The 24,519-nt window shown below is 72.1% G+C and carries 22 protein-coding genes; 9 read left to right on the plus strand and 13 right to left on the minus strand.

Annotation, left to right across the window (positions count from 1 at the left end; genetic code table 11):
- Nucleotides 1-36: 36 nt before the first annotated feature.
- The 4 genes from AC1ROW_RS14555 to AC1ROW_RS14570 form a co-directional block, all read right to left on the minus strand.
- A complete protein-coding gene (locus tag AC1ROW_RS14555; protein ID WP_493019633.1) occupies nt 37-681 on the minus strand; it encodes a response regulator in 645 nt (214 codons plus the stop codon).
- Nucleotides 678-2,318: a GAF domain-containing sensor histidine kinase gene (locus tag AC1ROW_RS14560; protein WP_493019634.1), complete on the minus strand. Its 1,641-nt coding sequence runs from the start codon at nt 2,316-2,318 to the stop codon at nt 678-680. The genes AC1ROW_RS14555 and AC1ROW_RS14560 overlap by 4 nt, the downstream gene beginning before the upstream one ends.
- Nucleotides 2,319-2,429: 111 nt before the next feature.
- Entirely contained in the window at nt 2,430-3,329 is a 900-nt protein-coding gene (locus AC1ROW_RS14565; protein ID WP_493019635.1) for a universal stress protein, read from the minus strand.
- A 13-nt stretch (nt 3,330-3,342) separates the two neighbouring features.
- Nucleotides 3,343-4,344, minus strand: coding sequence for a zinc-binding alcohol dehydrogenase family protein (locus AC1ROW_RS14570; RefSeq protein ID WP_493019636.1), 1,002 nt, complete (start codon nt 4,342-4,344; stop codon nt 3,343-3,345).
- Nucleotides 4,345-4,475: 131 nt separating this feature from the next.
- Here AC1ROW_RS14570 and AC1ROW_RS14575 point away from each other — a divergent pair, with 131 nt between their 5' ends.
- From AC1ROW_RS14575 to AC1ROW_RS14585, 3 genes are read left to right on the plus strand one after another with little or no spacing between them, the layout of a single operon-like run.
- Nucleotides 4,476-5,387 (plus strand): universal stress protein, encoded by a 912-nt coding sequence (locus AC1ROW_RS14575; protein WP_493019637.1) that lies wholly within the window; start codon nt 4,476-4,478, stop codon nt 5,385-5,387.
- The gene (locus AC1ROW_RS14580; RefSeq protein ID WP_493019638.1) at nt 5,374-5,793 is read left to right on the plus strand and encodes a pyridoxamine 5'-phosphate oxidase family protein; all 420 of its coding nucleotides are present in this window, start codon (nt 5,374-5,376) and stop codon (nt 5,791-5,793) included. Before AC1ROW_RS14575 ends, AC1ROW_RS14580 begins: the two co-directional genes overlap by 14 nt.
- 22 nt (nt 5,794-5,815) lie before the next feature.
- Entirely contained in the window at nt 5,816-6,277 is a 462-nt protein-coding gene (locus tag AC1ROW_RS14585; RefSeq protein WP_493019639.1) for a universal stress protein, read from the plus strand.
- A gap of 44 nt (nt 6,278-6,321) precedes the next feature.
- Here AC1ROW_RS14585 and AC1ROW_RS14590 read toward each other — a convergent pair whose 3' ends face one another.
- On the minus strand, nt 6,322-6,876 hold the full coding sequence (locus AC1ROW_RS14590) for a flavodoxin family protein (protein WP_493019640.1): 555 nt from the start codon (nt 6,874-6,876) through the stop codon (nt 6,322-6,324).
- Between the two features lie 158 nt (nt 6,877-7,034).
- Between AC1ROW_RS14590 and AC1ROW_RS14595 the strand changes: the two genes are divergently transcribed.
- Together AC1ROW_RS14595 and mgtA are read left to right on the plus strand one after the other, a co-directional pair.
- A complete protein-coding gene (locus AC1ROW_RS14595) occupies nt 7,035-7,943 on the plus strand; it encodes a universal stress protein (RefSeq protein WP_493019641.1) in 909 nt (302 codons plus the stop codon).
- Nucleotides 7,940-10,582 carry a magnesium-translocating P-type ATPase gene (mgtA, locus tag AC1ROW_RS14600; protein ID WP_493019642.1) on the plus strand — a complete coding sequence of 881 codons (2,643 nt, stop codon included), beginning with the start codon at nt 7,940-7,942 and terminating at the stop codon, nt 10,580-10,582. Before AC1ROW_RS14595 ends, mgtA begins: the two co-directional genes overlap by 4 nt.
- Here the strand turns inward: mgtA and AC1ROW_RS14605 are convergent.
- Genes AC1ROW_RS14605 through AC1ROW_RS14615 form a run of 3 tightly spaced genes read right to left on the minus strand, consistent with a single transcriptional unit; the run spans nt 10,554 to nt 12,991 of the window.
- Nucleotides 10,554-11,930 (minus strand): MBL fold metallo-hydrolase RNA specificity domain-containing protein, encoded by a 1,377-nt coding sequence (locus AC1ROW_RS14605; protein ID WP_493019643.1) that lies wholly within the window; start codon nt 11,928-11,930, stop codon nt 10,554-10,556. The two genes, mgtA and AC1ROW_RS14605, sit on opposite strands and share 29 nt — an antisense overlap.
- Nucleotides 11,927-12,370, minus strand: coding sequence for a hypothetical protein (locus AC1ROW_RS14610; protein ID WP_493019644.1), 444 nt, complete (start codon nt 12,368-12,370; stop codon nt 11,927-11,929). The genes AC1ROW_RS14605 and AC1ROW_RS14610 overlap by 4 nt, the downstream gene beginning before the upstream one ends.
- 54 nt (nt 12,371-12,424) lie before the next feature.
- Nucleotides 12,425-12,991, minus strand: a complete 567-nt coding sequence (locus AC1ROW_RS14615; RefSeq protein WP_493019645.1) for a TetR/AcrR family transcriptional regulator — start codon at nt 12,989-12,991, stop codon at nt 12,425-12,427.
- Nucleotides 12,992-13,130: 139 nt separating this feature from the next.
- On the opposite strand from AC1ROW_RS14615, the gene AC1ROW_RS14620 reads away from it, so the two are divergent.
- Nucleotides 13,131-13,808 (plus strand): NADPH-dependent F420 reductase, encoded by a 678-nt coding sequence (locus AC1ROW_RS14620; RefSeq protein ID WP_493019646.1) that lies wholly within the window; start codon nt 13,131-13,133, stop codon nt 13,806-13,808.
- Nucleotides 13,809-13,847: 39 nt separating this feature from the next.
- On the opposite strand, the gene AC1ROW_RS14625 is transcribed toward AC1ROW_RS14620, so the two are convergent.
- The 5 genes from AC1ROW_RS14625 to AC1ROW_RS14645 form a co-directional block, all read right to left on the minus strand.
- Nucleotides 13,848-14,468, minus strand: a complete 621-nt coding sequence (locus AC1ROW_RS14625; protein WP_493019647.1) for a cation efflux transmembrane domain-containing protein — start codon at nt 14,466-14,468, stop codon at nt 13,848-13,850.
- Nucleotides 14,465-15,565, minus strand: a complete 1,101-nt coding sequence (locus AC1ROW_RS14630; RefSeq protein ID WP_493019648.1) for a cation diffusion facilitator family transporter — start codon at nt 15,563-15,565, stop codon at nt 14,465-14,467. Before AC1ROW_RS14630 ends, AC1ROW_RS14625 begins: the two co-directional genes overlap by 4 nt.
- Nucleotides 15,562-15,954: an ArsR/SmtB family transcription factor gene (locus AC1ROW_RS14635; protein ID WP_493019649.1), complete on the minus strand. Its 393-nt coding sequence runs from the start codon at nt 15,952-15,954 to the stop codon at nt 15,562-15,564. The genes AC1ROW_RS14630 and AC1ROW_RS14635 overlap by 4 nt, the downstream gene beginning before the upstream one ends.
- Nucleotides 15,955-16,039: 85 nt before the next feature.
- Nucleotides 16,040-18,307 (minus strand): maltose alpha-D-glucosyltransferase, encoded by a 2,268-nt coding sequence (gene treS / locus AC1ROW_RS14640; RefSeq protein ID WP_493019839.1) that lies wholly within the window; start codon nt 18,305-18,307, stop codon nt 16,040-16,042.
- Between the two features lie 111 nt (nt 18,308-18,418).
- A complete protein-coding gene (locus tag AC1ROW_RS14645; RefSeq protein ID WP_493019650.1) occupies nt 18,419-19,576 on the minus strand; it encodes a molybdopterin molybdotransferase MoeA in 1,158 nt (385 codons plus the stop codon).
- A 117-nt stretch (nt 19,577-19,693) separates the two neighbouring features.
- Here AC1ROW_RS14645 and fdhD point away from each other — a divergent pair, with 117 nt between their 5' ends.
- The 3 genes from fdhD to AC1ROW_RS14660 are packed head-to-tail and all read left to right on the plus strand — an operon-like array spanning nt 19,694 to nt 24,481.
- The gene (fdhD, locus tag AC1ROW_RS14650) at nt 19,694-20,560 is read left to right on the plus strand and encodes a formate dehydrogenase accessory sulfurtransferase FdhD (RefSeq protein WP_493019651.1); all 867 of its coding nucleotides are present in this window, start codon (nt 19,694-19,696) and stop codon (nt 20,558-20,560) included.
- Nucleotides 20,560-22,854: an FdhF/YdeP family oxidoreductase gene (locus tag AC1ROW_RS14655; protein WP_493019652.1), complete on the plus strand. Its 2,295-nt coding sequence runs from the start codon at nt 20,560-20,562 to the stop codon at nt 22,852-22,854. The genes fdhD and AC1ROW_RS14655 overlap by 1 nt, the downstream gene beginning before the upstream one ends.
- 31 nt (nt 22,855-22,885) lie before the next feature.
- Nucleotides 22,886-24,481, plus strand: a complete 1,596-nt coding sequence (locus tag AC1ROW_RS14660; RefSeq protein ID WP_493019653.1) for an alpha-amylase family glycosyl hydrolase — start codon at nt 22,886-22,888, stop codon at nt 24,479-24,481.
- The last annotated feature ends 38 nt before the right edge of the window (nt 24,482-24,519 follow it).

Consider the following 24,519-nt stretch of genomic DNA (forward strand, 5'->3'; position numbering starts at 1 on the left):
CGGGGGACGAGGGGGCTGACCGGAGCCCGAGTCCGGTCAGGCGCGGCCGCGGTGCTCGAGATGGAGCACCGCGGCCTGCGTTCGCCGCTCCAGGCCGAGCTTGGCCAGCAAGGAGCTCACGTAGTTCTTCACGGTCTTCTCGGCCAGGCCCAGCCGTTCCGCGATCTGCCGGTTGGTCCGTCCGTCGGCGATGAGCGCGAGCACCTGCCGCTCCCGGAGGCCCAGCGATGAGAAGCGCGGGTCGTCGGCGGGCTCGCGCAGGGTCGCCGAGACGCGCTCGGCGACGCGCGGGTCGATGAGGCGCTTGCCGCGGTGCGCGGCGCGGATGTCGTCCAGCAGGGTGCTCGCGCGGATGTCCTTGACCACGTAGCCGTCCGCTCCCGCGATGATCGCGCTGCGCAGCGCGTCCTCGTCGTCGTACGCGGTGAGCATCAGGCAGCGGATGCCCGGCTCGGCCTGCTTGACGGCCCGGCAGACATCGATGCCGCTGCCGTCGGGAAGCCGCACGTCCAGCACCGCCAGGTCGGGCCGGACGGCGAGGATCCTCGCCCGTGCCTGAGCGGCCGTCGCCGCTTCGCCCACGACCTCCATGTCGTCCTGCCCGTCGATGAGGGCGGCCACGCCGCGGCGGACGACCTCGTGGTCGTCGGCGAGGAAGACGCGGATCGGAGGCGCGCTCATCGAGTCCTCTCGACGGGCACTGGGAGGCGGAGCCGCAACCGGGTCCCCTCCGGGGTCGACTCGACATCGAGCACGCCGTCGCGGCGTCCGGCGCGCTCGGACAGATTGGCCAGTCCGCTGCGCCTGCTCGTCTCGCCGATCCCGGCGCCGTCGTCCGCCACGTCGACGGTGATCTCGTCCGCCGACGCCACGACCTCGACCGTGGCGGTGTCGGCGCCCGCATGCCGCACCACGTTGGTGAGGCCCTCCCGGACGAACGCCGCGACGTCGTCGGCGAGCGCGGCGTCCGCGACCAGGTCGACCGGGCCGGAGAAGGAGACCGTGGCCGGCCGCGGGAGGGCCTCGCCGACCTCCTGCACGATGTCGAGCAGCCGGTGCCGGAGGCTCTCCGCCGGTCCCTGCTGATGCGACAGGGAGAAGATCGCGGTGCGGATCTGTGCGATCGCGTCGTCCAGCGACTTCACGGTGCCTTCGATGCGGTCGGCCAGCAGGCCGGGGCCGAGCGCCGACTGCACGCTCTGGAGTTCGAGCCCAGCGCCGAAGAGCTGCTGAATGACGTGGTCGTGCAGGTCGCGGGCGATGCGCGCGCGGTCCTCCAGCAGCACGACGCGCTCGCGGTCGGTGCGCGCTTCCGCGAGCTCCATCGCGAGGGCGGCCTGGCGCGAGAACGTGACGGCCCGCTCGAGCTCGAACGCGGTGAACGGCGGCGCTCCGCTCTCGCGGACGGCGATCAGCACCTCGGGCTGCCCGGTCTTCCCGTCGAAAGGCACCACCAGCGCGGGACCAGGCTCCCAGTCGTCGGCGAGCGCGTAGCCGCTCAACTCGTCCAGCCGGGTCGGCTGCTCGCCCTCGAGCGCGCTCAGGACTCGGTCGTTGTAGAGAATCAGGCCCGCGTCGCCGACCGGTCCGTCGCTCCGCGCGAGCACCGGCGAGGGGTCACCGGGCTCGGCGGCGCCCAGCACGACGGCAGACCGCGCCCCGAGGAGGGCGGCACAACGGGCCGCGAACTCCTCGTGCGCCTCAGCGGTGTCGCTCCCGAGGATGCTGGCCGTCATCTCCGCGGCCGACGCGCTCCAGGCCTGGCGCGCGACGGTCTCGGCGTACAGCCGGGCGTTGTCGATCGCGAAGCCCGCGTTGGCGGCCAGCGCCTTCACCAGCTGTTCGTCGTCCTCGGTGAATCCGCCGGCGACCGGGTCGGTCAGGTAGAGGTTGCCGTACACGGAGTCGCGGACGGCGATCGGGACGCCGAGGAACGCCGTCATCGGCGGGTGGCCAGCCGGGAATCCGGAGGAACGCGGGTCGTCGGCGATCGAGTCGAGGCGGATCGGGCGGGGATCGTCGATGAGGGCGCCGAGGAGGCCGTGGCCTTCGGGCAGGTGCCCGATCCGGGTCACCACGTCGTCCGACATCCCGACGTGGATGAACTGCTCCAGTCCGCCGCCCTCGGCGATCACCCCGAGCGCGCCGTACCGCGCGCCGACCAGCTCGACGGCCGCCTCGATGATCGTCCGCAGCACCACCGGCAGCTCCAGGTGCGACACCACCGCCCGGTTCGCGCGGACGAGCGCGCGCAGCCGGCCCTGGGTGTCCAGCACCTTCCGCGCCTGCTCCACCAGCTCGCCGAGGGCGCGGTCCAACTCGGCCCGGGGCGCGTCGGGGAACGTGATCGGCTCATCGCTCGGGATGGCGGCCTCCTCTCGGCTGCGGACTGCGGGTAGCGGGCCGCGAGCCGGGAGCGGCGCGTGCCCTCACGCGCTGAGTGTAGCCTCCGGCGGCGTCGCGTACACCTGCGTATCCTGGCCGACCACCACGGTGGGGGCGGCGAGATCGAGGACGAGGCCGTGGGAGACCGAGCCCAGCCAAGTGCGCTTCCAGCCCGTCAGCCGCCTGCTGCCGACGACGAGCATCAACGCGCGCTCGGACTCCACCCGCAGACCCGAGATCGGGTTCTGCCGGAGCAGGACGGAGTGCACGGCCACCTCGGGGTGCAGCGCGCCGACCGTGCGCACATGGTCGTCGAGCAGGTCCTGCCGTTCGCTCTGCTGCGAGGTGACGAACTCGTCGTCGGGGACGATCAGCGGCTGCTCGGACAGCGGCGCCACCCAGCAGTGCACGACGGTCAGCGGCTGCCGCAGGTCCTCGGCCTCGCGGGCCGCGAACTCCAGGGCGAGCCGGCCGACCTCGGAGCCGTCCACTCCCACGACGACGCCCGTCCGCGCCTCCACGGCCTCCGCCTCCTCGACCGGGACCACGGCCACCGGGCCTGCCGCAGCGGTGGCGAGCCGCGATCCGAGCGACCAGCCGTAGCGGACACGCGGCCCGATCCGGTGACGGGTGCCGACCACGACGAGGGTGTCGGCCCGGGTCTGGCCGGTCAGCAGCTCCAGCGGATCGCCGACCAGCAGCTCAGCGCGGGACACCACCCCGGGATGCGATGCCGCGAGCTCCTCCACCCGGGCGTCGAGCCGGTCCTGCTCCTGCGCGGTCGCCCGGTCCAGGGCGGCGTCGTCGCCCAGGTAGATGCCCGTGTCGACGACGTCGAAGAGCTCGATCGTCGAGTTCTCGGCACGGGCGCGGCGGAGCGCCCAGGCGAGCGCCGCCTCCGCTGCCGTGGAGCCGTCCCAGCAGACCACCGTCCGGTCCGTCATCGTCCTCACCCTTCTAGGAGGCGACGCGCAGCACCAGCGAGCCGCCGGTTCTGCCGCGTCGCAGGTCATCGATCGCGTCGCCCAGCCCGTCGAACGGCACCGCCGTCACCGTCGGCCGCAGCCGGAGGTTCCGCGCGAGAGCGAGGAAGCGCGCGCCGTCCTCCCGGGTGTTCGCGGTGACGGTGCGGAGGTCCCGCTCGCGGAACAGGGACTCGGTGTACGACAGTGGCGGCAGGTCGGACATCGCGATGCCTGCGAGCACCACGGTGCCGCCGCTCGCGGTCGCCCGCAGCGCGACCGGGACGAGGCCGCCCGCCGGCGCGAAGACGATCGCCGAGTCGAGCGCCTCGGGCGGCTCCTCGTCCTCCTCGCCGACGAAGTCGACGCCGAGCTCTCGGGCGAGCTGGCGGTTCTGCACGCCGCGCGTCATCGCGAACACCCGTGCGCCGCCCGCCATCGCGAGCTGCGCGGTCACGTGCGCGCTCGACCCGAACCCGTAGATGCCGAGGTTCCCGCCCGGACGAAGCTGCGCCCGCTGCAGAGCGCGGTAGCCGATGATCCCGGCGCACAGCAGTGGCGCCGTCTCCAGCGCGTCGGCGTCAGCCGCGATCGGATAGACGTACGCGGCGGGCGCGACCAGGTACTCGGCGAAGCCGCCATCCGCGTCCCAGCCGGTGTACTCCGAGTTCGGGCACAGGTTCTCCGCTCCCCGGCGGCAGAAGGCGCACTCGCCGCAGGTGCGCCGCAGCCAGGCGACGCCGACGCGGGCGCCCTGGGCCAGCGACGTCACGGCCTCGCCGACGTCGACCACCGTCCCGATCGCCTGGTGGCCCGGCGTCACGCGCGTGCGGTGCACCGGGATCTCGTGGTCGATCACGTGGAGGTCGGTGCGGCAGATCCCGCACACCTGCACCTCGACCAGCACCTCGTCCGCTGCGGGCTCCGGCACCGTCGCCTCGACCGCTTCGAGGCCGCCGCTGGTTCCCGTGGTGCGCCACGCTCGCATGATCGGCATCTCCCGCCTCCCCGTTCCGTCACCGAGTCAAGCGCCGCCACTGCGCGCCGGGGCGGGTCGAAGGTCCCACGGGACCTAAGGCCCTTCGGGTCGTCCGGCGCGGTGAAGAGACTGCAGATGGAGGTGCCCTCATGGAGATCCGCAGGTACATCGTCGGCGTCGACGGCTCGGTGCCCGCCCGGGCAGCGATCCGCTGGGCAGTCGCGGGGGCACGGGAGCGTGGAGTCGGGGTGACCCTGGTCCATGTCGCCGACGACGAGTGGGGCGCCGTGGGCTCGCTGCTCATCGACGAGGTCGACCAGGACGCGGAGAAGCGGCTGGCCGAGGAGCTCGCCTACGCGGGGTCGCTCGGGGCGAACGTGCCGATCCACGGCGAGGTCCGGACCGGCAGCCCGATGGCAGAGCTCGCCTCGTACAGCGACGAGGGGACGATGATCGCCGTCGGCACCCACAAGACCGGCTTCCACTACGGGCGCGCGTTCGGCTCGCGCAGCCTCCAGCTCGCGAACCTCGCCACGGGTCCGGTCGCGATCATCCCGGAGGCAGCCTCCCGGATGCGGCGCGGCGTGATCGTCGGCGTGGACGACACCCCGGCGGGGGAGGCCGCGGTCGACCTGGCAGCGGACCTGGCCTGCGATCACCACTGCGAGCTGATGACCGTCCGCTCGTCGGACGCGCACATCCCGTTCGATCCGGATGACCCCGACGAGCGCCGCGACTGGCAGCTCCGCCGTGACGACGAGGCTCGGGGCTTCCTCGCGGCGGCCGTCGCCCGGGCGCGGGCGCGGCAGCCCGGCATCGTCATCCGCAGCCGCGTGGTGCGCCGGCCGGCTGGTGCGGCGCTCAACGAACTGGCCCGCAGCGCGGAGCTCCTCGTGATCGGGGATTCGCGCCGGGCCCACGCGCAGCTCGGCAGCCTCGGCGCTGTCGCGTACGACGTGCTGCTCAACCTGTCCTCGCCGACGATCGTGGTGCACGCCCCGACCGCCGCGGTCCGGGTGGAGCAGCAGAAGGCGGAAGGAGAGAGCCATGTCATCGGATGACCCCGTCCACGTGATGGACCGCGACGAGTGCCGGGAGGCCTTGAAGGGCGCGACCGTCGGACGGCTGGCGACCGCGGTGGCCGGGGAGCCCGACATCTACCCGGTCAACTTCTACTCCGACGGGTCGAGCATCCTGATCAGGACCGCCCCCGGCACCAAGCTGCTGGAGCTGACCGTGCACGACACGGTGGCGTTCGAGACCGACGGCTGGACCGAGGACGAGGCCTGGAGCGTCATCGTCCACGGCCGAGCCAGGCAGCTCGAACATCAGGCCGAGATCGACGAGGCGGACAAGACGCCGCTTCAGCCCTGGATTCCGACCCTCAAGTACCGCTACGTTCACATCGACATCGATTCGATGTCCGGCCGGCGGTTCCGGCGCGAGCCGGAGCCCGAGCGCTGGTGATCCGCGCACGGAAGGAAGCACCATGAGCGACGCACCCCGCGCCGATGAGTCCGAGGACCGTATCCACCCCGGCGGCCGCATCGTCGTCGGGCTCGACGGCTCGGCGGAGTCGCTGTCCGCGCTGCGCCGCGGCGCCCGGATGGCCGAGCGCCTGGGCTGCACCCTGGTCGGCGTGACGGTGTGGGAGTATCCGCCGTCCTGGCCCGGCTACGTCATGGGCGGCTGGGATCCGGAGCGCGACGCGCACACCATCGCCGAGGAGGCGTCCCACGAGGTCTTCGGCGACACGCTGCCGTCCTGGTACTCGACCGTCATCCGGTCCGGGTCGGCCGCGCGCCAGCTGATCGCGGAGGCGGAGGACGCGGAGATGCTGATCGTGGGCAGCCGCGGTCTCGGCGGGTTCACCGGGCTGCTGCTGGGCTCGGTGTCGCGCTCGGTGGTCGAGCACGCGGACTGCCCGGTGCTCGTGATCCACGGATCGTGAGCTGAGCCGCTCCGGATTGCGCCGCCGTCGGGATTGCGCCGCCTTCAGACGGCGGCCGTCGTCCGTAGCGCCGCGCCGATCGTGCGCCCCCACTCGCGTGCGTCGTCGAGCTGCCCGGCCTCCAGCGCGCTGTTCTTGTCGACCAGGAAGCTGTGCTTGGCGAGCAGACGGTGCGATCCGAGCTTGCGCAGGCGCTTGTCGATGGCTGCGGCGGCCGATCCGCTGAAGATCTCGGTCATATCGGCGCGCGTGTCGAACGCGGCGAACTGCGCGGGCGGTTCGCCGCACGTCTCCAGCCACTCGCGCACGCCGATGCCCTCGGCGTCGGGTTCCAGCGCGAGCCGGCGCTCGGGGTCGTCGCCCCACTTCGCTGCCTCCACGCGGGTGGACGGCCGGCTCAGCGAGTGCACGTGCGTCGGCGCGCCGACGAGCAGGACATCGACGTCCGGGAAGGCTTCCGGCGCGTCTTTGACCTTGACGACGGTCACCGACGCGAACGGTCGCAGCCCCTCCGCGATGGCCTCCGCGACCCGGCGGGTGCTGCCGAACATGGACTCGTAGACGATGGCCGCGCGGGCGGCCGGTGCAGTCTCGTTCATGCCGCCACCCTCGCGCGGGCCTGGCGCGGTGCGCAAGGCCGAAGGTCACGTGGGACTTTCGGCACTGCGGGACTTTCGGCACTGCGGGACTTTCGGCACTGCGGGACGGCGACCCGGCTTGCGAGACTCGTCGCATTCACTGAGGGCTGGAGGATGCGATGGCCGGGACGATCATGGTCGGCGTCGACGGCAGGGCCGAGCACCGGGCCGCGCTGGAGTGGGCGGCGCGACGCGCGGTCCGCGACGGCTCCCAGTTGGAGCTCGTCTTCGTGCTGCAGCATTCCTGGGGCGACGAGGCGGACGGCCCGAGCGACCTGCTCGTCCTGGCGGCGAAGTCCCTGCTGGCGACGGAACGGGAGGCCGCCCTCCGCATCGCGGAGGCCGCGTCGACCCGGGTGCCCGCTCTGACCGGCCCCGAACCCGCGCCGCTGCAGCGCCCCGCTCTCGAGGTGGGGACGCGCTACCTGTACGGCCACGTCGGCGCCGAGCTGACGTCGGCCTCCCGCGAGGCCGACTTGCTGGTGCTGGGCGCCCGCTCGCGTTCGGAGCGCGACCGCGGCTTCGCCGGCTCGTTGCATCTCCGCGTCGCGTCGACCGCCGCCTGCCCGGTCGCCGTCGTCCCGCACGGCTGGGACGGCTCCGGAGCCGGTGTCGTGGTCGGCGTGGACGGCAAGCGGCCCGCCGAATCCGCGGTCGGCTTCGCGGCGGACGAGGCCGCGGCGCTCGGCGAGCCGCTGCGGATCGTCTGCGTCGGTTACACCGCCAACCCGCTGCTCGCGGGGTTCGTGCCCGAAGTCACCCTCGACGAACGGAGGCGGCGCGTCCTCGATGAGGCCGCCGGGCGCGCGCGGAAACTGCAGCCGGGGGTCGAGGTCCGCGCCGACGCGATCGAGGCGGCGCCGGCCCGGGGCTTGGTCGACGCGGCGGAAGGCAGCAGAATGCTGGTCGTGGGAACCCGTGATCGCCATGGCGCCAAGCGCGTGATGCTCGGCTCCGTCGGCCACGATGTGCTGCTGAACGTACGCGTCCCGGTCGTGATCGCCCGCCCGCACCGCGAGGCCGAGTGACCGGGGCCCCGGGCACGGCCGAGGTCGTCGCCCTCGCGCCGCTGAGTCCAGTCAGAGTCGCGGCGCCCCAGGATGCCGCGACCGTGCTCGCCGGCCAGGGAACCTCGACGGCCGGGCTGAGCGACGCCGAGGCCGCCGCCCGGCTCGCCCGCGTCGGACCGAACGCCGTCCGCGGTCACCGTGCCCGCCCGTGGCGGGTCCTCGGCCGGCAGGTGCGCAGCCCGATCCTCATCCTGCTGTTCGCGACCGCGATCATCTCCGCGTTCGTCGGCCAGGGGACGGAGGCCGTCATCATCGCCGTCATCCTCGTGGTCAGCGTCGGGCTGGGCTTCGTGAACGAGTTCCGCGCGGAGCAGGCGGCGGACGCCCTGCACGACCGGCTCCGGCACACCTCGATCGTGCTGCGCGGCGGCGCACGGCGCAGCGTGGACGTCACCGACCTCGTCCCCGGGGATGTCGTCGTGCTCTCGGTGGGCACGGTCGTCCCCGCGGACCTGCGGCTGATTGAGGCGAACGGTCTGGAGTGCGATGAGAGCATCGTGACGGGCGAGGCGCACGCGGCCGCCAAGTCGCTCGACCCGGTGACGGAGGGCGCCGGCGTCGGCGACCTCGGCTGCTGCGCCCTGATGGGCACCGTCGTCCACGCCGGGGGCGGCGTCGGCGTCGTGGTCGCGACCGGTGGGACGACGGAGTTCGGCCGGATCGCCGTAGGGCTGGGCACGCAGCAGCCGCAGACCGAGTTCCAGCGCGGCCTCGGCCAGTTCTCGACTTTCCTGCTGCTGGTCGCGATCATCCTGACGACACTGATCTTCGTGGCGGCGTTGCTGCTCGGCCGGCCGCTCATCGAATCCCTGCTGTTCTCGCTCGCCATCGCGGTCGGCATCACCCCGCAGTTGCTCCCCGCCGTGGTCAGCACCAGCCTCGCCGCCGGCTCGCGCGCCCTCGCCCGCCGGCGCGTGCTGGTGAAGCGGATGGTCTGCATCGAGGACCTGGGCGACCTCGACCTCCTGGTCACGGACAAGACCGGGACGCTGACGACCGGCCGGATCGTCTTCGACCGCCCGGTGCCGCTGGACCACGTCGAGGCCGACGAGGTGCTGCTGCTCGGCCTCCTCGCCACCGACACCGACCCGGCCGCCCCGCAGACGGTCGGACTGAACGCGCTCGACGCCGCCCTCTGGGAGAGCGCAGAGGCGGCCTCGGCCCCGGTCTCGGCGTACCGGAGGCTGGACGCCGTGCCGTTCGACCACGAACGGCGCATGGCCGGCGCGCTGGTCGCCGCGACGGGCTCCGCCCCGATCGTGGTCGTCAAGGGCGCGCCGGAGTCCGTCCTACCGCAGTGCGCGGAGGTGGACCCGTCGGCCTCCGGGACGCTGTCCCAGCTCTACGCCGCCGGCTCGCGCGTCATCGCCATCGCCACGAAGGCCGCAGGCGACCTCACCGCCCTGACCCCCGGAGACGAGAACGGCCTGACCCTGCGCGGCTTCCTGGCGTTCGTGGACGGGGTGAAGCCGGACGCGCGCGCCTCCCTGCGGCGGCTCGCGGACCTCGGCGTCGGGGTGAAGATCGCCACCGGCGACAGCGCCGTCGTAGCCGAGCGCGTCTGCGCGGAGCTCGGAATGCCCGCCACAGGCACGCTGAGCGGCGACGCGGTCGACGCCCTCGACGACGCACAGCTGGCGGAGTCCGCCCGCGCCGCCACGGTCTTCGCCCGCGTCTCGCCCGAACAGAAGGCGCGCATCATCCGTGCCCTGCGGCAGAAGGGACGCGCGGTCGGCTTCCTCGGCGACGGCGTCAACGACGCCCTGGCCCTGCACAGCGCCGACATCGGCATCTCGGTCGACTCGGCCGTGGACGTGGCGAAGGACGCCGCCGATGTGCTGCTGCTGAACAAAGACCTGGACGTGCTGGCGGACGGCGTCACCGAGGGACGCCGGATCTTCGCGAACACCATCAAGTACGTGCTGATGGGCACCTCCAGCAACTTCGGCAACATGTTCAGCGCCTCGATCGCGTCGGTCATCCTGCCGTTCCTGCCGATGCTGCCCGGGCAGATCCTGCTCAACAACCTGCTCTACGACTCCAGCCAGCTGGCCATCCCGAGCGACAACGTGGACGCGGAGCAGCTGAAGGTGCCGTCGCACTGGGACATCGGCGCCATCCGCCGCTTCATGCTGCTGTTCGGCCCGATCAGCTCGCTCTTCGACTTCGCCACGTTCGGGCTGATGCTGTTCGTCTTCACCGCGGCGCCGCCCGAGTTCCGCTCCGGCTGGTTCATCGAGTCGATCGCGACGCAGACACTGATCGTGTTCGTGATCCGGACGAGGCGCGTGCCGTTCCTGCGCAGCCGCGCATCCCTTCCTCTCGCGGTCTCCGTGCTCGCGGTCGTGGCCGTTGGCGCGTGGCTGCCGTACTCGCCACTGTCCGGACTGCTCGGCTTCACGCCGCTCCCCGCGCTGTTCTTCCTCGCGCTGGTCGGCCTGGTGCTGGTGTACCTCGTGCTCGTGGAACTCGCGAAGGTCTGGTACTACGCGCGGCTGAGCGCCCCGCGGGCGCCGGTGGCGCGGCGGCGGGCGTACCCGCACCGCGTGGCGCGGCGGGCGGCACGCTTCACGACCCGATCCCCGCGGTCAGCCTGACCGTCTCCCCGAACTCCGGCACCCGCGCCTCCCACCCCAGCGCCCGCTGCACCCGGAGGCGCAGCGCGTCGGCCGCGTGCGGCTCCCCGTGCGTCAGGTACATCGCCCGTGGCGCGGTCGGAGCCGTGCCCAGCCAGTCCACGATCTGCTGCGCGTCCGCGTGCGCCGAGAGCATGTCCAGCACGTGCACCTGCGCGCGGATCGGGATGTCGCGCCCGTAGATCCGGAGGCTGCGCTCGCCGCGGCGCAGTGCGTCGCCGCGGGTGCCGCCGGCCTGGAAGCCGGTCAGCACGATCGCGTTGTGCGGGTCGGAGCCGTACGCGGCGATGTGGTGCAGCACCCGGCCGCCCTCGAGCATCCCGCTGGCCGAGATGATGATGGCCGGGCCGCCGCGCAGGTTGAGCAGCTTGGAGTCGTCCACCGTGCGCACCAGGGTCGCCAGCCGGTACATCGCCTCGAACTCGGCCGGGCGGATGCGGTGCTCCTCCGGGTGCCGTGCGTAGATCTCGGCGGCGTCGACGGCCATCGGGCTGTTGAGGAAGACCGGGACGTCCGGGATGGCGTGCCGCGCCCGCAGCCGGCTGAGCTGCAGCAGCAGCGTCTCGGCACGGCCGACCGCGAACGCCGGCAGGATGACGACGCCGCCTCGGCTGCAGACGTTCCGCACGATCTCCCCGAGCGGCCAGGCCGGATCGGTGTCCGGGTGGAGGCGGTCGCCGTAGGTCGACTCGCAGACGAGCACGTCGGTCGACTCCAGGGGGCGCGGCGGCTTCATCAGCGTGTCGTCGGGTCGGCCGAGGTCCCCGGTGAAGTGCAGCCGGGTGCCCTCGGCCTCCAGCAGCACCTGGGCGGCGCCGAGGATGTGGCCGGCCGGGACGAACCGTACGGCGAGGCCCGCGACCTCCACCGTCTCGTCGAACGAGTGCGGCTGGAAGCGCTCCAGCGCGGCGAGGGCGTCCTGCTCGGTGTAGAGCGGGCGCGGCGGGTCGTGCTTGGAGCTGTGGTGCCGCCCCGCGAACTCCGCCTGCTCCTCGAGCAGCCGGCCGCTGTCGGGCAGGATCAGCCGGCTCAGCTCGGTGGTCCCGTGCGTCGCGTGGACGCGCCCGCGGAAGCCGTCGCGGACCAATGCCGGCAGGTAGCCGGTGTGGTCGAGGTGGGCGTGCGTCACCACGACGGCGTCGATGCTCGCCGGGTCGACAGGGAACGGCTGCCAGTTGCGTTCGCGCAGGACCTTGTAGCCCTGGAACAGCCCGCAGTCGACCAGGATGCGGTGCCCCTGCGACTCGACCAGGTACCGCGATCCGGTCACCGTGTCCGTCGCGCCGAGGAACCGGAGAGTCGCGGTCACGGTGTGGCGACCCGGTCGCGGCGGAGGAGACCCAGGCCGACCAGCACCAGCCCGAGCTCCGCCAGGCCGGCAGCGAAGTAGGCGGCCTGGAGCAGGCTGAACGGGATGAACATCATCTGCACGAAGATCCAGATCAGGAGGCCGAACCCGGCGACGGCCGCGGCGAACGGCCCCGACCGTGCGCCGCGCCCGACGAGTACGGCGGCCAGCAGCTGGGTCCCGCCGACGACGACGGCCAGCACCAGGCCGGGGGCCAGGTACGACGAGAACGGACTTCCGTCGAGGAACGACCGGCCGGGGACGGCCCCGCCGAGCGTCGACGAGGTGACCGCCCCGAAGATCAGGGCGGCTCCGCCGGCGATCGCGGTCAGCCCGACGAGGGCGGTGAGGATGCTCAGGGTGATCCGGGTCCAGCGCGGCATGACTCCTCCGATGGTCATGCGTCGAGCCTCGTTCGTCGTGCGCGCGTGGTGGAGGGCCGAAAGGCCCGCGGATCAGGCCGCGTCGATGAGCCTCCGCGCGAGCGCGGCGGCTCGCGCACCGTAGCCGGGGCCGTCCAGCACCGCTGCCGTGGCGTAGGCGCCGTTGAGGACGATCAGCAGGTCGTCGGCGAGCCGGTCCGGGTCGGCAATCCCGGCGTCGCCGGCCAGCGCGTGGAAGAGGTCCCTGACGCTCTGCTTGTGCCGGACCGACACCAGGTGGGCCGGGTGGTCGCCCTCCGGGAATTCGGTGCTCGTGTTCAGCATCGGGCAGCCCCGGTAACCGGTGCCGCTGGTCTCCTCCGCGAGCGCCTCGAAGACCGCGGCGAGCTTCTCCCGGGGGCCGGCGGCCGACTCCATCGCGCGGTTCATCCTGTCGAACCACGCGTCGGCGCAGCCTTGCACGTAGGCGGTGGCCAGGGCGTCCTTGCTCGGGAACGCGCGGTAGACGGTCGCGTTGCCCATGTCGGCCTCGCGGATGACCGTGTCCATTCCGACCGCGCGGATGCCGCGCTCGTAGAAGAGCCGTGTGGCGATCCCGAGCACGGCCTGGCGGTTCTCCTCTGCGGTGCGGCGTGCCACGGCTCCACCATCCCTTCGTTCTGAGAATGTCCGCATCCAGTTTGACAGACGGAACGATCCGTCACAATCTGTATGTGAACGATCCGTCACATACGAACGCCGGCCACGAGCCGGCTCCCAACACCCTCAGGAGACCTCTGTGAACATCGCCGTATTCGGAACCGGAGTCGTCGGCCGCACGCTCGCCGCCCGGCTCAACGAGCTCGGCCACGCCGTCACGATCGGCACCCGCGACCCGGGAGCGACCCTCGCCCGCACCGAGGCCGACCGGATGAGCGGCGAGAGCTTCGCGGCGTGGGCCCAGCAGCACCCCGGTGTCGATGTCGCCACCTTCGCCGAGGCGGCGGCGAGCGCCGAGACGATCCTCAACGCCACCAACGGCGGGGCCTCCCTCGACGTCCTCGCCCTCGCCGGCGCCGCGAACCTCGCCGGGAAGGTGATCGTCGACATCGCCAACCCGCTGGACTTCAGCAAGGGGATGCCTCCGACGCTCTTCGTCAAGGACACCGACTCGCTGGCCGAGCAGCTCCAGCGCGCCTACCCCGACGCGCGCATCGTCAAGGCGCTCAACACCCTCAACGCCGGGCTGATGGCCGACCCGTCGGCGCTGAGCGACCCCGGAACCCTCTTCATCGCCGGGAACGACGCCGACGCCAAGGCGGTCACGACCGCTCTGCTGCGCGAGTTCGGCCACACCGACATCATCGACCTCGGCGACATCACGGCGGCCCGGGGGACGGAGATGCTCCTCCCGATCTGGCTGCGCCTCATGGGCGCCCTCGGCACGGCGACGTTCAACTTCAAGATCGTCCGCTGAACCGCCCGCCCGGTTGAGCGGGTCGCTCCAGCGGCGGCCCTACTCGGCCGGGTGGTCTTCCCCGCCCCGGAAGATCTCCACGGCCTCGCGCACCGCGTACCCGACGATCACGAGTCCCGCCACCGGGTCCGCCCACCACCAGCCGAGCAGGCCGTCGAGCACGATGCCGACCAGGACGGCGGTCGCGAGGATGCCGTCGACCAGGGTCACCCGCCCCTCCGTGATCAGCACGGGGTTGCCGAGCCGGCGGCCTGTGCGGGCCTTGCCGAAGGCGAGGGCGAACATCACGAGCGCCGTCACGGCCGTCCAGCCCGCGCCTCCCGGCGTCGGGGCCGCGCGGTGGCCGGCGATCAGCGCGACGACCGCTTGGACGAGCAGGTAGGCGGCCAGCAGGACGAACGCGACGCCGATCAGCCGCAGCGCGAGCCGCTGGCGACGTTCGCCGACGCCCGTCAGCTCCCAGATGACGACGACGCTGGCGAAGATCTCGATGAGGCTGTCCAGGCCGAAGCCGAGCAGCGCCACCGAGGCGCTGGTGTACGCCAGGACGGCGAGCACGATCACGCCGACGATGTTCCAGCCGAGCGTGACGGCCTCCAGCCCGATGCCGAACCGGATGAGTCGGCGGCGGGTCGAGAGGTCGAGCTGCGCGTCGGTCACCGTGTCGCCTCCGCCGCGGGGACGAGTTCGAGGCTCAGCTCGTCGAGGTTCCGGAGGTGCGCCGTCGCGTGCGCGCGGGCGGCCGCGGTGATGCGCTGGGCGTCGGCGAGAGTCGCTGCATCCACGGTCAGCCGCGCGCTGCCGTGCAGCCGGTGCCCGACCCAGCGCAGCTGGACGCGCGGTACGGCTGCGACGCCCGGCGTGTCCTCCAGCGCGTGCTCGAGGCGGCCGACGAGCTCCGGCTCGATGCCGTCGAGGAGGCGGCGGCCGATGCTGCGGACCGTGCCCCACAGCAGCACGATGATCGCGGCGGAGATGAGGAGGCCGACGATCGGGTCGGCGAGCGGGAAGCCGAGCATGACGCCGATCGCGCCGATCACCACGGCGAGCGAGGTGAAGCCGTCGATGCGCGCGTGCACGCCGTCCGCGACGAGCGCGGCGGAGCCGATCCGCTGCCCGACGCGGATGCGGTAGATCGCGACCGCCTCGTTGCCGGCGAAGCCGATCAGGCCGGCGACGACCACCCAGCCGAGGTTCTCCAGCGGGTGCGGGTGGAAGAACCGGTCGATGGACTGCCAGGCGGCCACGATCGCGGACAGCGCGACGACGGCGATGATGAACAGGCCGGCGAGGTCCTCGGCGCGGCCGTACCCGTACGTGTAGCGCCGGGAGGCGACCCTCCGGCCGAGCACGAAGGCGACCCAGAGCGGCACGGCGGTCAGCGCGTCGGAGAAGTTGTGGACGGTGTCGGCGAGCAGGGCGACCGACCCGCTGAACGCGACGATGATCGCCTGCAGCAGCGTGGTGCCGAGGAGGACGAACAGGCTGATCTTCAGCGCGCGGACGCCCTCGGTGCTGGCCTCGAGCGCGTCGTCGATGGAGTCGGCGGCGTCATGCGAGTGCGGGACGAACAGGCCGTGGAGGAAGCCCTTGAACCCGGTCGGGTGGTGGTGGTCATGGCCGTGCTCGTGCGAGTGGTCATGGCCATGCTCGTGCTCGTCGCCGTGGTCGTGGGTGTGGCCGTGCCCGTGGTCATGGCCGTGCTCGTCCTCATGCTCGTGCGGGTGCCCGTGCCCCGCCTGCGTGCCGCTGCTCATGCCGAGGCCTCCTCAGTGGGCGTCTCCGCCGAGGCCGCCTCCGCGTGGTGGTGCCGCGGCGTCCCGCCGAGCGAGTGCTCGGCCTGGAAGATCGCGTCGGTGACCAGCCGGCTCGCGTGCTCGTTCTCGAGCCGGTAGAACACCCGCTGGCCGTCCTGCCGGGTCGCGACGATCCGGGCGAGCCGCAGCTTCGCGAGGTGCTGGGAGACCGCCGCGGGCTGCTTGTCGAGGATGTCCGCGAGGTGGTTCACCGACAACTCACCGGCGTCGCGGAGGGCGAGAATGATCCGAACCCGGGTCGGGTCGGCCAGCATCCCGAACACCTCCACTGCCAGCTCGACGAACTGGCTGTCGGGCAATCGTCCGCATATCGCCTTATCTGCATGCATACGCAGATTAAATCACATCGCCCCGGACATTCGTGCCGAATGTGCGCTCAGCCGCGCGGTTTCTCGACATTCGGCACGAATCGCCTCACGCCTCCGGACGCCGCAGCACGAGGAATCGCACCCCGTACGGCCCGATGCTCAGCGGGAAGCTGCTCAGGTTGTCGACCGTGGCCACCTCGCTGTCGTCCCCCGCGTCGATGACGGTCGCCCCGAGCGGCAGCGCGTCAGAGCGGACGGTGCCGTCGACCGCCTCGGCGCTCATGTTCAGCACCGACAGCTGCACGATCGGGAGGCCCTGCTCGTCCAGCGACTCCAGCTCATGCACCAGCACGAGCATCCCCGGGTGCGCGACATCGGGCACGTCGACCTGGCGTGCTGTCGCGATCCCGTAGCGGGAGCGGATGCGCAGGAGGTCGCGCAGCCCGCTGGCGAAGGAGTCCGGGCGGGCGAGCTGCTCGGGCAGCGTGCCGTACAGCGAGCGCGCCCGCGGCATCCCGGACGCCGAGCGCTCCTCCTCCGGCGCGATGCCGAGCAGGTCGTGGGCGCCGCGCTCGATCCAGCGGGTGTCGCCGTCGGCGATCAGATCCGCGACCTGCTCGCGGGGGAGCGTGAGCGCGCCGAGCAGGTCCCAGCCCGACAGCGCGAAGACGCCCGGCTGCCAGGCGTTGAACGCCGCCAGCAGCAGGTGGGCGTCACGGATCGCCGGAATGTCCGCCTCCGTGATGGAGTCGAGCGTCGCGTGGCCCTGCGTCGCGGCGATGAGGGAGGCCGTGGTGCAGGCGATCCCGTTCGTCGTGAACACGAGGTTGTAGTCGGCGGTGGGGGCGGTCAGCTTCTCGATCAGCTCCGAGCGGATCAGCTCGGCCAGCTCGCCGCCTGGCATCTCCTCGTACCGGAACGGGTACAGGTCGTTCTTGTGCAGCGTGGCCCAGTGCACCAGCTCGTAGGTCAGCTCGTCGTGGTTCTGGAGGCCGTGCACCAGGCTCGCCGGCTCCACCCCGAGCTCCAGCGAGGTGCGCAGCGTCAGGCGCAGGAACTCGGTGTCGCCCGTCGCGAGCGCGTGGTGGTACGCGGGCCGGTTGATGAAGTCGTAGGACAGGTCCGCGCCGACCGCACCGGTGTCCCGGATGTCCTCGACCGTCAGGTTGAGCTCCTGGAAGGTGAACCCGCCGACCTTGCGGACCATGCCCGCGATGACATGGTTGGCCGCGTGCGAGAGCGGGTGGCCCTCCGACCAGGCCGGCAGTCCCTCCGCGCTCTTCTCGACGCCGAGGAACCCGTTCGCGTCGAGTCGCAGCGCGCTGGTGCCGAGGTCGCCGAGCGAGTGCAGGGCGTCGCCGATGACCAGCCGCATCCCGGAGAACGTCGGGTCGAGCCAGTTGACCGACGGCTGGCCCTCCTTGAAGTAGTGCAGGTAGACCCAGCGCCGGGTGACGCCGTCGACGCCGACCACAGGGGCGGTGACGCTCCAGTTGGTCTCCTTGACACCGGGCGCGTAGAAGATGACGCGCTGCAGCTCGCCGATGATGTAGCCGCGCTCGGCGAGGGACGCCTCCGTCGCCGCGTCGAGGTTCACGGAGTCGCGATGCTCCGGGACCTCCGGCAGCAGGTGCCATTCCTCCGGCGGGATCTCGACCATGTGGTAGATGCCGGGGTAGTCCTTGTAGGCCATCTCGGCCAGGCGGAAGTCGGCGCCCTTGCCGGTGTGGCCCGGCACGATGTCGTCGATGACGACGCCGCCGTGCTCCTCCGCGACGTCCGTCATCCGCTGGAACGTCTCCTCGTCGCCGAAGATCGGGTCGATCTGGGTGCCGATCCGGTCGAAGTGCCCGTCGACGCTCGGGGTCTCCTGCCAGCCCCGGATGCCGCCGGCGCGCTTCACCGGACCGGTGTGCACGCCGTTGATGCCGATGCGCTCGAACACGCTCCACAGCTCCGGGTCCGCGAGGGCCGCGAGGAAGCTCTGGTCCCTGCGGGTGATGAGCGAGATCGGGTACGCCGTGAACCAGACGTCGGAGGTCGACACCGCGCGCCGGGCGTCGGGCCGCGCGTACGGGTTGCGCCACATGCTGGGCGAGCCGGAGAGCTGACGGCTGAGCACGTCGGCGTCCTTCAGCATCGACTGGCGGACCAGCCACTGCACGTAGGCCGGGTTCAGGCCGTTCGCGGCACGCGGGTCGGAGACCGTGCGCCGGATCGAGCCGCCGCGCAGGTTGGCGCGTGGCCGCAGCCGGCGCGGCCGCGCCGGGTAGAGCTGTTCGTCGTAGGTGATCCCCGTCTCCGGGGCCTCCGTCTCCTCAGTTTCGAGCCCCCCGGCCTCGAGTTCGGTGGTGTCGGGCTCGGTGCTGTCCATGCGGGCGGTTCCGATCGGCTCGTCCATCTGCTCTCCTTCCGGCGACTGCCACCGTATCCCAGCTTGGAGAACAGAGAGGGGGGTGCGTGGTGATTCCGGCGGACGAACCGCTCAGCCCAGCCCGCCCCACGGAACGCGCACGCTCTCCGCGTCCTCGCCGTTCCGCACGCCCTCCGGCGGCACCACGAGGATCCCCGTCGCGCCCGCGAGCCCGCGCATCATCGCCGCCCCGCGCCATGCGGCGACCTCCGCGCGCCCGTGCGTCTCCGCGTACGGCACCAGCACCGTCGACCCGGCACGCCCGTCGATCTCCGCGCCGCGCACCGTCCGCACCGGCTCGGGAGGCCGTCCCGCGAGGCCGGCGAGCAGCGGCTCCACGAGCGTGATCGCGGACACCATGGCCGCGAGCGGATTCCCCGGCAGCGCGGCGACGAGCCGGCCGTCCGGAAGCTCCGCGATCCGCGTCGGGCCGCCCGGACGCATCGCCACCCCGTCGACGAGGAGGCGCGCCCCCAGCGCACGCAGTGCGTCGCGGAGGTGGTCGGCCGACGACGCCCCGGTCCCGCCCGTCGTGACGATCAGCGCCGCATCCGCGTCGCGCAGCGCGGCCACCGTGTCCTCGAGGCGGTCGGGCACGCGCGCCGTGCTCGTCACCCGGCCGCCGAGCATCCCGACCAGCGCGGGGAGTTGCACGCCGAAGCTGTCCCGCACACGCCCCGGCGCGGGCACCCCGGAGGTCACCACCTCGTCGCCCGTGAAGACGAGCCCGACCGGGGGGAGCGCCACCACCGGCAGCTCGTCGGCCCCGGTCGCCGCTGCCAGTGCGATGTGCGCCGGGTTGAGGCGGAACCCCGCGGCGATCAGTCGCTCCCCGCGCAACGCCTCCGTGCCCGGCCGCCGGATGTGGTGGCCCGCGCGCGGCTCGCCCGCGACGGTCGAGCGCAGCATGCCGCCGTCGACCTCGCCGCTCTCGCTGCGCAGCACGGCGAAGGCGTCGGGCGGCACGAGCGCCCCGGTGACGACCGGGCTCGCCTCACCGCGCCCGGGGGAGCCGGCCACCAGCGTCCACGGGCCGTCGCCGGCGACCACCCAGCCGTCCATCGCCGCCGACGCGAAGTGCGGCAGGTCGATCGGCGTCACGAGGTCCGCCGCCAGGCGTCGCCCGACGGCGTCGTGCAGTGCGACGCTCTCGGGCGGGAGCGCGGTCCCCGCCGCCGCGGCGATGGCCCGGGCCTCGTGCCAGGTCGGTCGTGCGCCATTCCCGGTCACCGTGCCGGCCCCTGTCACCGCGCCATGCCCATTCGCGATCCTCTTCCCGCAGTATTCGAATGACCCACTGCGGGCATTCCGTTCCGGTGACACGCTACGCCGTGATAAGCCTGGAGCATGAGCCGCACGACATCGCGAAAACAGATCACGCGCATCGTCGTCGGCGAATCGCGCAGCCGCCGGGAGGACGTGCTGGCCGTCGAGGAGCCGCTGGAGATCCGGGTGGCGGGAACACCGCTCTCGATCACCATGCGCACGCCGGGCAGCGACTTCGACCTGGCGGCCGGCTTCCTCGTCTCGGAGGGCGTGATCTCGCACGGCGACCAGCTCGGCGCCATCCGCTACTGCGCAGGAGGGACGGTGGACGGCGAGAACACCTACAACGTCCTCGACGTCACCCTGGCGCCGGGCGTCGCGCGGCCGGACGTGAGCCTCGACCGCAACTTCTACATGACCAGTTCCTGCGGCCTGTGCGGCAAGGCCAGCATCGACGCTGTGCGCACCCGCTCCGCGTATCCGGTCGAGGCCGACCCGGTGACCGTCACCGACGAACTGCTCACCACGCTGCCCGACCGGCTGCGCGAGGGGCAGGCGATGTTCGAGAAGACCGGCGGCCTGCACGCGGCGGCGCTGTTCGACGCGGCGACCGGCGCGCTGCTCGTGCTGCGCGAGGACGTCGGCCGGCACAACGCGGTCGACAAGGTGGTCGGCTGGGCGCTCAAGGAGGACCGGCTGCCGCTGAAGGGGACCGTGCTCATGGTGTCGGGCCGGGCGAGCTTCGAGCTCGTCCAGAAGGCGTCGATGGCCGGCATCCCGATTCTGGCGGCCGTCTCCGCGCCGTCGTCGCTCGCGGTCGACCTCGGCCGGGAGCTCGGACTCACCGTCGTCGGATTCCTCCGCGGGTCCTCGATGGTGGTCTATGCGGGCGGCGAGCGGATCGTCGTCACGGAACCGGTGCGCACCGAACAGAAAGCGATGGCCTGATGCCCGACACCGACGTCAACCCCGGCACCGAGTACCCCGACCTGGAGGTCGGCCCCAACAAGAAGTGGGCCGTCGGCGTCCCGGCGATCCTGCACTCGATGGAGCCCGCCATCCGCGACATGGGGCCGGCCCGCACCGCGAAGCTGATGACGGCGATCAACCAGAAGAACGGCTTCGACTGCATGAGCTGCGCGTGGCCCGACCCGGGCGACCGCAACATCCTGGAGTTCTGCGAGAACGGAGCGAAGGCGGTCACCTGGGAGGCCACGCCGATCACGGTCCCGACCAGCTTCTGGTCCGAGAACTCGCTGACCAGCCTGCTCGACAAGTCGGAGTACTGGCTCGGGATGCAGGGCCGGCTGGTGGAGCCCGTGCACAAGCCGGCCGGCGCCGACCACTACGAGCCGATCGGCTGGGACGAGGCGTTCGCGCTCATCGCCGACCGCCTGAACGGCCTCGAGTCGCCCGACCGGGCCGCGTTCTACACCAGCGGCCGCACGGCCAACGAGACTGCGTTCGTCTACCAGCTCTTCGCCCGCGCGTTCGGAACCAACAACCTCCCGGACTGCTCGAACATGTGCCACGAGTCGACCGGGACCGCGCTCAGCGAGACCATCGGCATCGGCAAGTCGACCATCGCCTACGACGACTTCGGCAAGGCCGACCTGATCATCGTGATGGGCCAGAACCCGGGCACGAACCACCCGCGCATGCTGACCGCTCTGGAGGAGGCCAAGCGCAACGGCGCCACCATCGTCGCGGTGAACCCGCTGCCGGAGGCCGGGCTGATCCGCTACAAGAACCCGCAGAAGCCGCGCGGCATCATCGGCAAGGGCACGCAGATCGCCGACCACTTCCTGCAGATCCGGTCGGGTGGCGACATGGCGCTGCTGCAGGCCGTCTCGCAGCGGGTGCTGGAGGCCGAGGACGCCGCGCCCGGCACGGTGCTCGACCACGACTTCCTCGCCGAGCACACGCTCGGCCTGGAGGAGTTCCGCGCGCACATCGCGGCGCTCGACGACTTCACCGTGCTGGAGGCCACCGGGCTGACCCTGGAGGAGATCGACCTCCTCGCCGACCTGTACATCCGCTCCGACCGGGTCATCATCACCTGGGCGATGGGCCTGACCCAGCAGAAGAACGCGGTCGCCACGCTGAAGGAGCTCATCACGCTGCTGCTCCTGCGCGGCAACATCGGCAAGCCCGGCGCCGGCGCCTCACCGATCCGCGGGCACAGCAACGTGCAGGGCGACCGGACGATGGGGATCTGGGAGCAGATGCCTGAGACCTTCCTCGACGCGCTCCAGGCCGAGTTCGGCTTCGACCCGCCGCGCGCGCACGGCTTCGACGCCCTGCAGACGCTGGCCGGGCTCCAGCGCGGCGACATCGACGTGTTCTTCGCGATGGGCGGCAACTTCGTCGCCGCGATCTCCGACACCGCCGCCGCCGAGGCGGCCATGCGCGGCGCCGGCCTGACCGTGCAGGTCTCCACGAAACTGAACCGCTCGCACGTGGTGACCGGCGAGGAGGCGCTGATCCTGCCGACGCTCGGCCGCACCGAGGTGGACCTGCAGGCCGGCGGCCCGCAGTTCCTGTCCGTCGAGGACAGCGTCTGCGCCGTGCACGCGACGCACGGCAAGATCCCGCCGGTCGCGCCAGGGCTGCTGTCCGAGGTGGCGATCGTGTGCCGTCTCGCGCAGGCGACGCTCGGCGACAGGCACGGGATCGACTGGTCCGGTTTCGAGGCCGAGTACGACGTCATCCGCGACCACATCAGCCGCGTCGTCCCCGGCTTCGCGACGTTCAACGCGGACGTCCGCCGCAAAGGCGGCTTCGTCCTCCCGAACGGCCCCCGCGACGAGCGCCGCTTCGACACTGCGACCGGCAAGGCGATGATCACGGTCAACGAGCTGGAGCCGCTGGAGCGCCCGGAGGGCCGGCTGATCCTCCAGACGCTGCGCTCGCACGACCAGTTCAACACGACCATCTACAGCCTCAACGACCGCTACCGCGGCATCAAGAACGGCCGCGACGTCGTCTTCGTCAACCCGGACGACCTGGTCGAGCTGGGGCTGACGGATGGCCAGCGGGTCGACATCCACAGCGAGTGGACGGACGGGGTCGACCGCGTGCTCGCGAACTACCGGGTGGTCTCGTACCCGACCGCGCGCGGCTGCGCGGCGGCCTACTACCCGGAGGCCAACGTGCTCGTTCCGCAGCAAAGCGCGGCGACGGGGAGCAACACGCCGGTGTCGAAGGCGGTGATCGTCCGGTTGGAGCCGGCCACCTCCTGACGCCGAGCGACAACCGGGGTATCAGTGGATCATGCCGTCCACCCGAGAACGCACCCCCGACAACCCTGCAGGCTGGGCCGCCGACCCCGGCGCGCTCGTCTACGGCCTCGACCTGTCCCGCTTCGCCGACAGCGACGGCGACGGGTTCGGCGACTTCCCCGGCGCGATGGCCCGGCTCGAGTACGTGGCGTCGCTCGGCGTCACCTGGATCTGGCTGCTGCCCTTCTACCCGAGTCTGCGACGCGACAACGGCTACGACGTGGACGACCACCTGGCCATCGATCCGCGGTTCGGCGACGTGGACGACCTGCGCCGGTTCGTCGCGCGGGCGCACGACCTCGGGATCCGCGTGCTGATCGACGCCGTGCCGCACCACACCTCCGACCGGCACCCCTGGTTCCTCGCGGCGCGGGAGGACACCGAGGGCAGAGACGGGAAGTTCTTCGTCTGGAGCGACGACGACTCCACCGAGCCGGGGGACCATCCGATGTTCCCGGGCGAGGAGGCGAGCGTCTGGACCTTCGACGAGCGTGCGGGACGGTACTACCATCACCAGTTCTACTCGTTCCAGCCGGACATCAACGCCACCGACCCCGACGTCTTCGAGGAGATCGTCCAGCTGCTGACCTTCTGGCTCGGCGTCGGCGTCGACGGCTTCCGGATCGACGCCGCGCTGCTGCTCGTCCAGGGCAAGGGCAGGCCGGACACCGACGTCGACGACGACGTCTTCTTCGACCGGCTGCGGGCGCGGCTGCGGGAGATCCGGCCCGACGTGGCGCTCGTCGCGGAGGCGTCCGAGCCGCCGGAGGCGATGGCGACGCTGATCGAGAACGACCGCTTCGACGCGGTCATCGACTTCAGCCTCAACAACGCGACCTTCCTCGCTCTCGCGCGCGAGCGGGCGCAGCCGATCGTGGACGCGCTCCGCCGGCTCGACCAGAACATCCCGGCCGAGTCGCGGCTCAACTTCATGCGCAACGCCGACGAGCTCGACCTGTCGCTGCTGAGCGACGACGAGCGCCGGGAGGTGTTCGCGGCGTTCGCTGGCGACGATGACGCCCTGATCTACGGTCGCGGAATCCGGCGCGGCTGGGCGCCGATGCTCCAGCCGGCCGAGCGGGTGCGGATGTCGTTGAGCCTCCTGCACGCCCTCCCCGGCGTACCGTTGCTGCTGGCCGGCCAGGAACTGGGGCCGGGCGACGACCTCGCGGTGGAGGGCCGCGGCGCCGCGCGCACGACGATGCAGTGGGACGACTCCGAGTGGGGAGGGTTCACCTCCGCCGCCGCGTCCCCGCTCACGCTCGGCGCTCAGATGGACGGACCGTTCGGTTTCCGGACGGTCAACGCCCGGGCGCAGGAGGGCGACCCCGGCTCGCTGCTGTCACTCGCCCGCGACCTCGCCCGGGTGCGGCGCGAGGAGCACGCCGCGGCCGCTGGCTGGACCACGGTGGATGTCGGGGACCCCGCCGTGCTGGGCTTGCGACGCGACGGCCTCCTGACCCTGCACAACCTGTCGGGCCGGGAGGCGGCCGTCGATGTGGGGGCGACGAGCGCCACCCTCCTGTCGGACGGCTGGGACGCGGGCCCGCTCGCCCCCTACGGGTTCGCGTGGCTGAGGACCGCGTGACTTTGGTCCCTACCTGCTCGTTCCCCCGCACGGCATCG

The organism is Leifsonia sp. GW821-FHT13C09, from assembly GCF_058806435.1.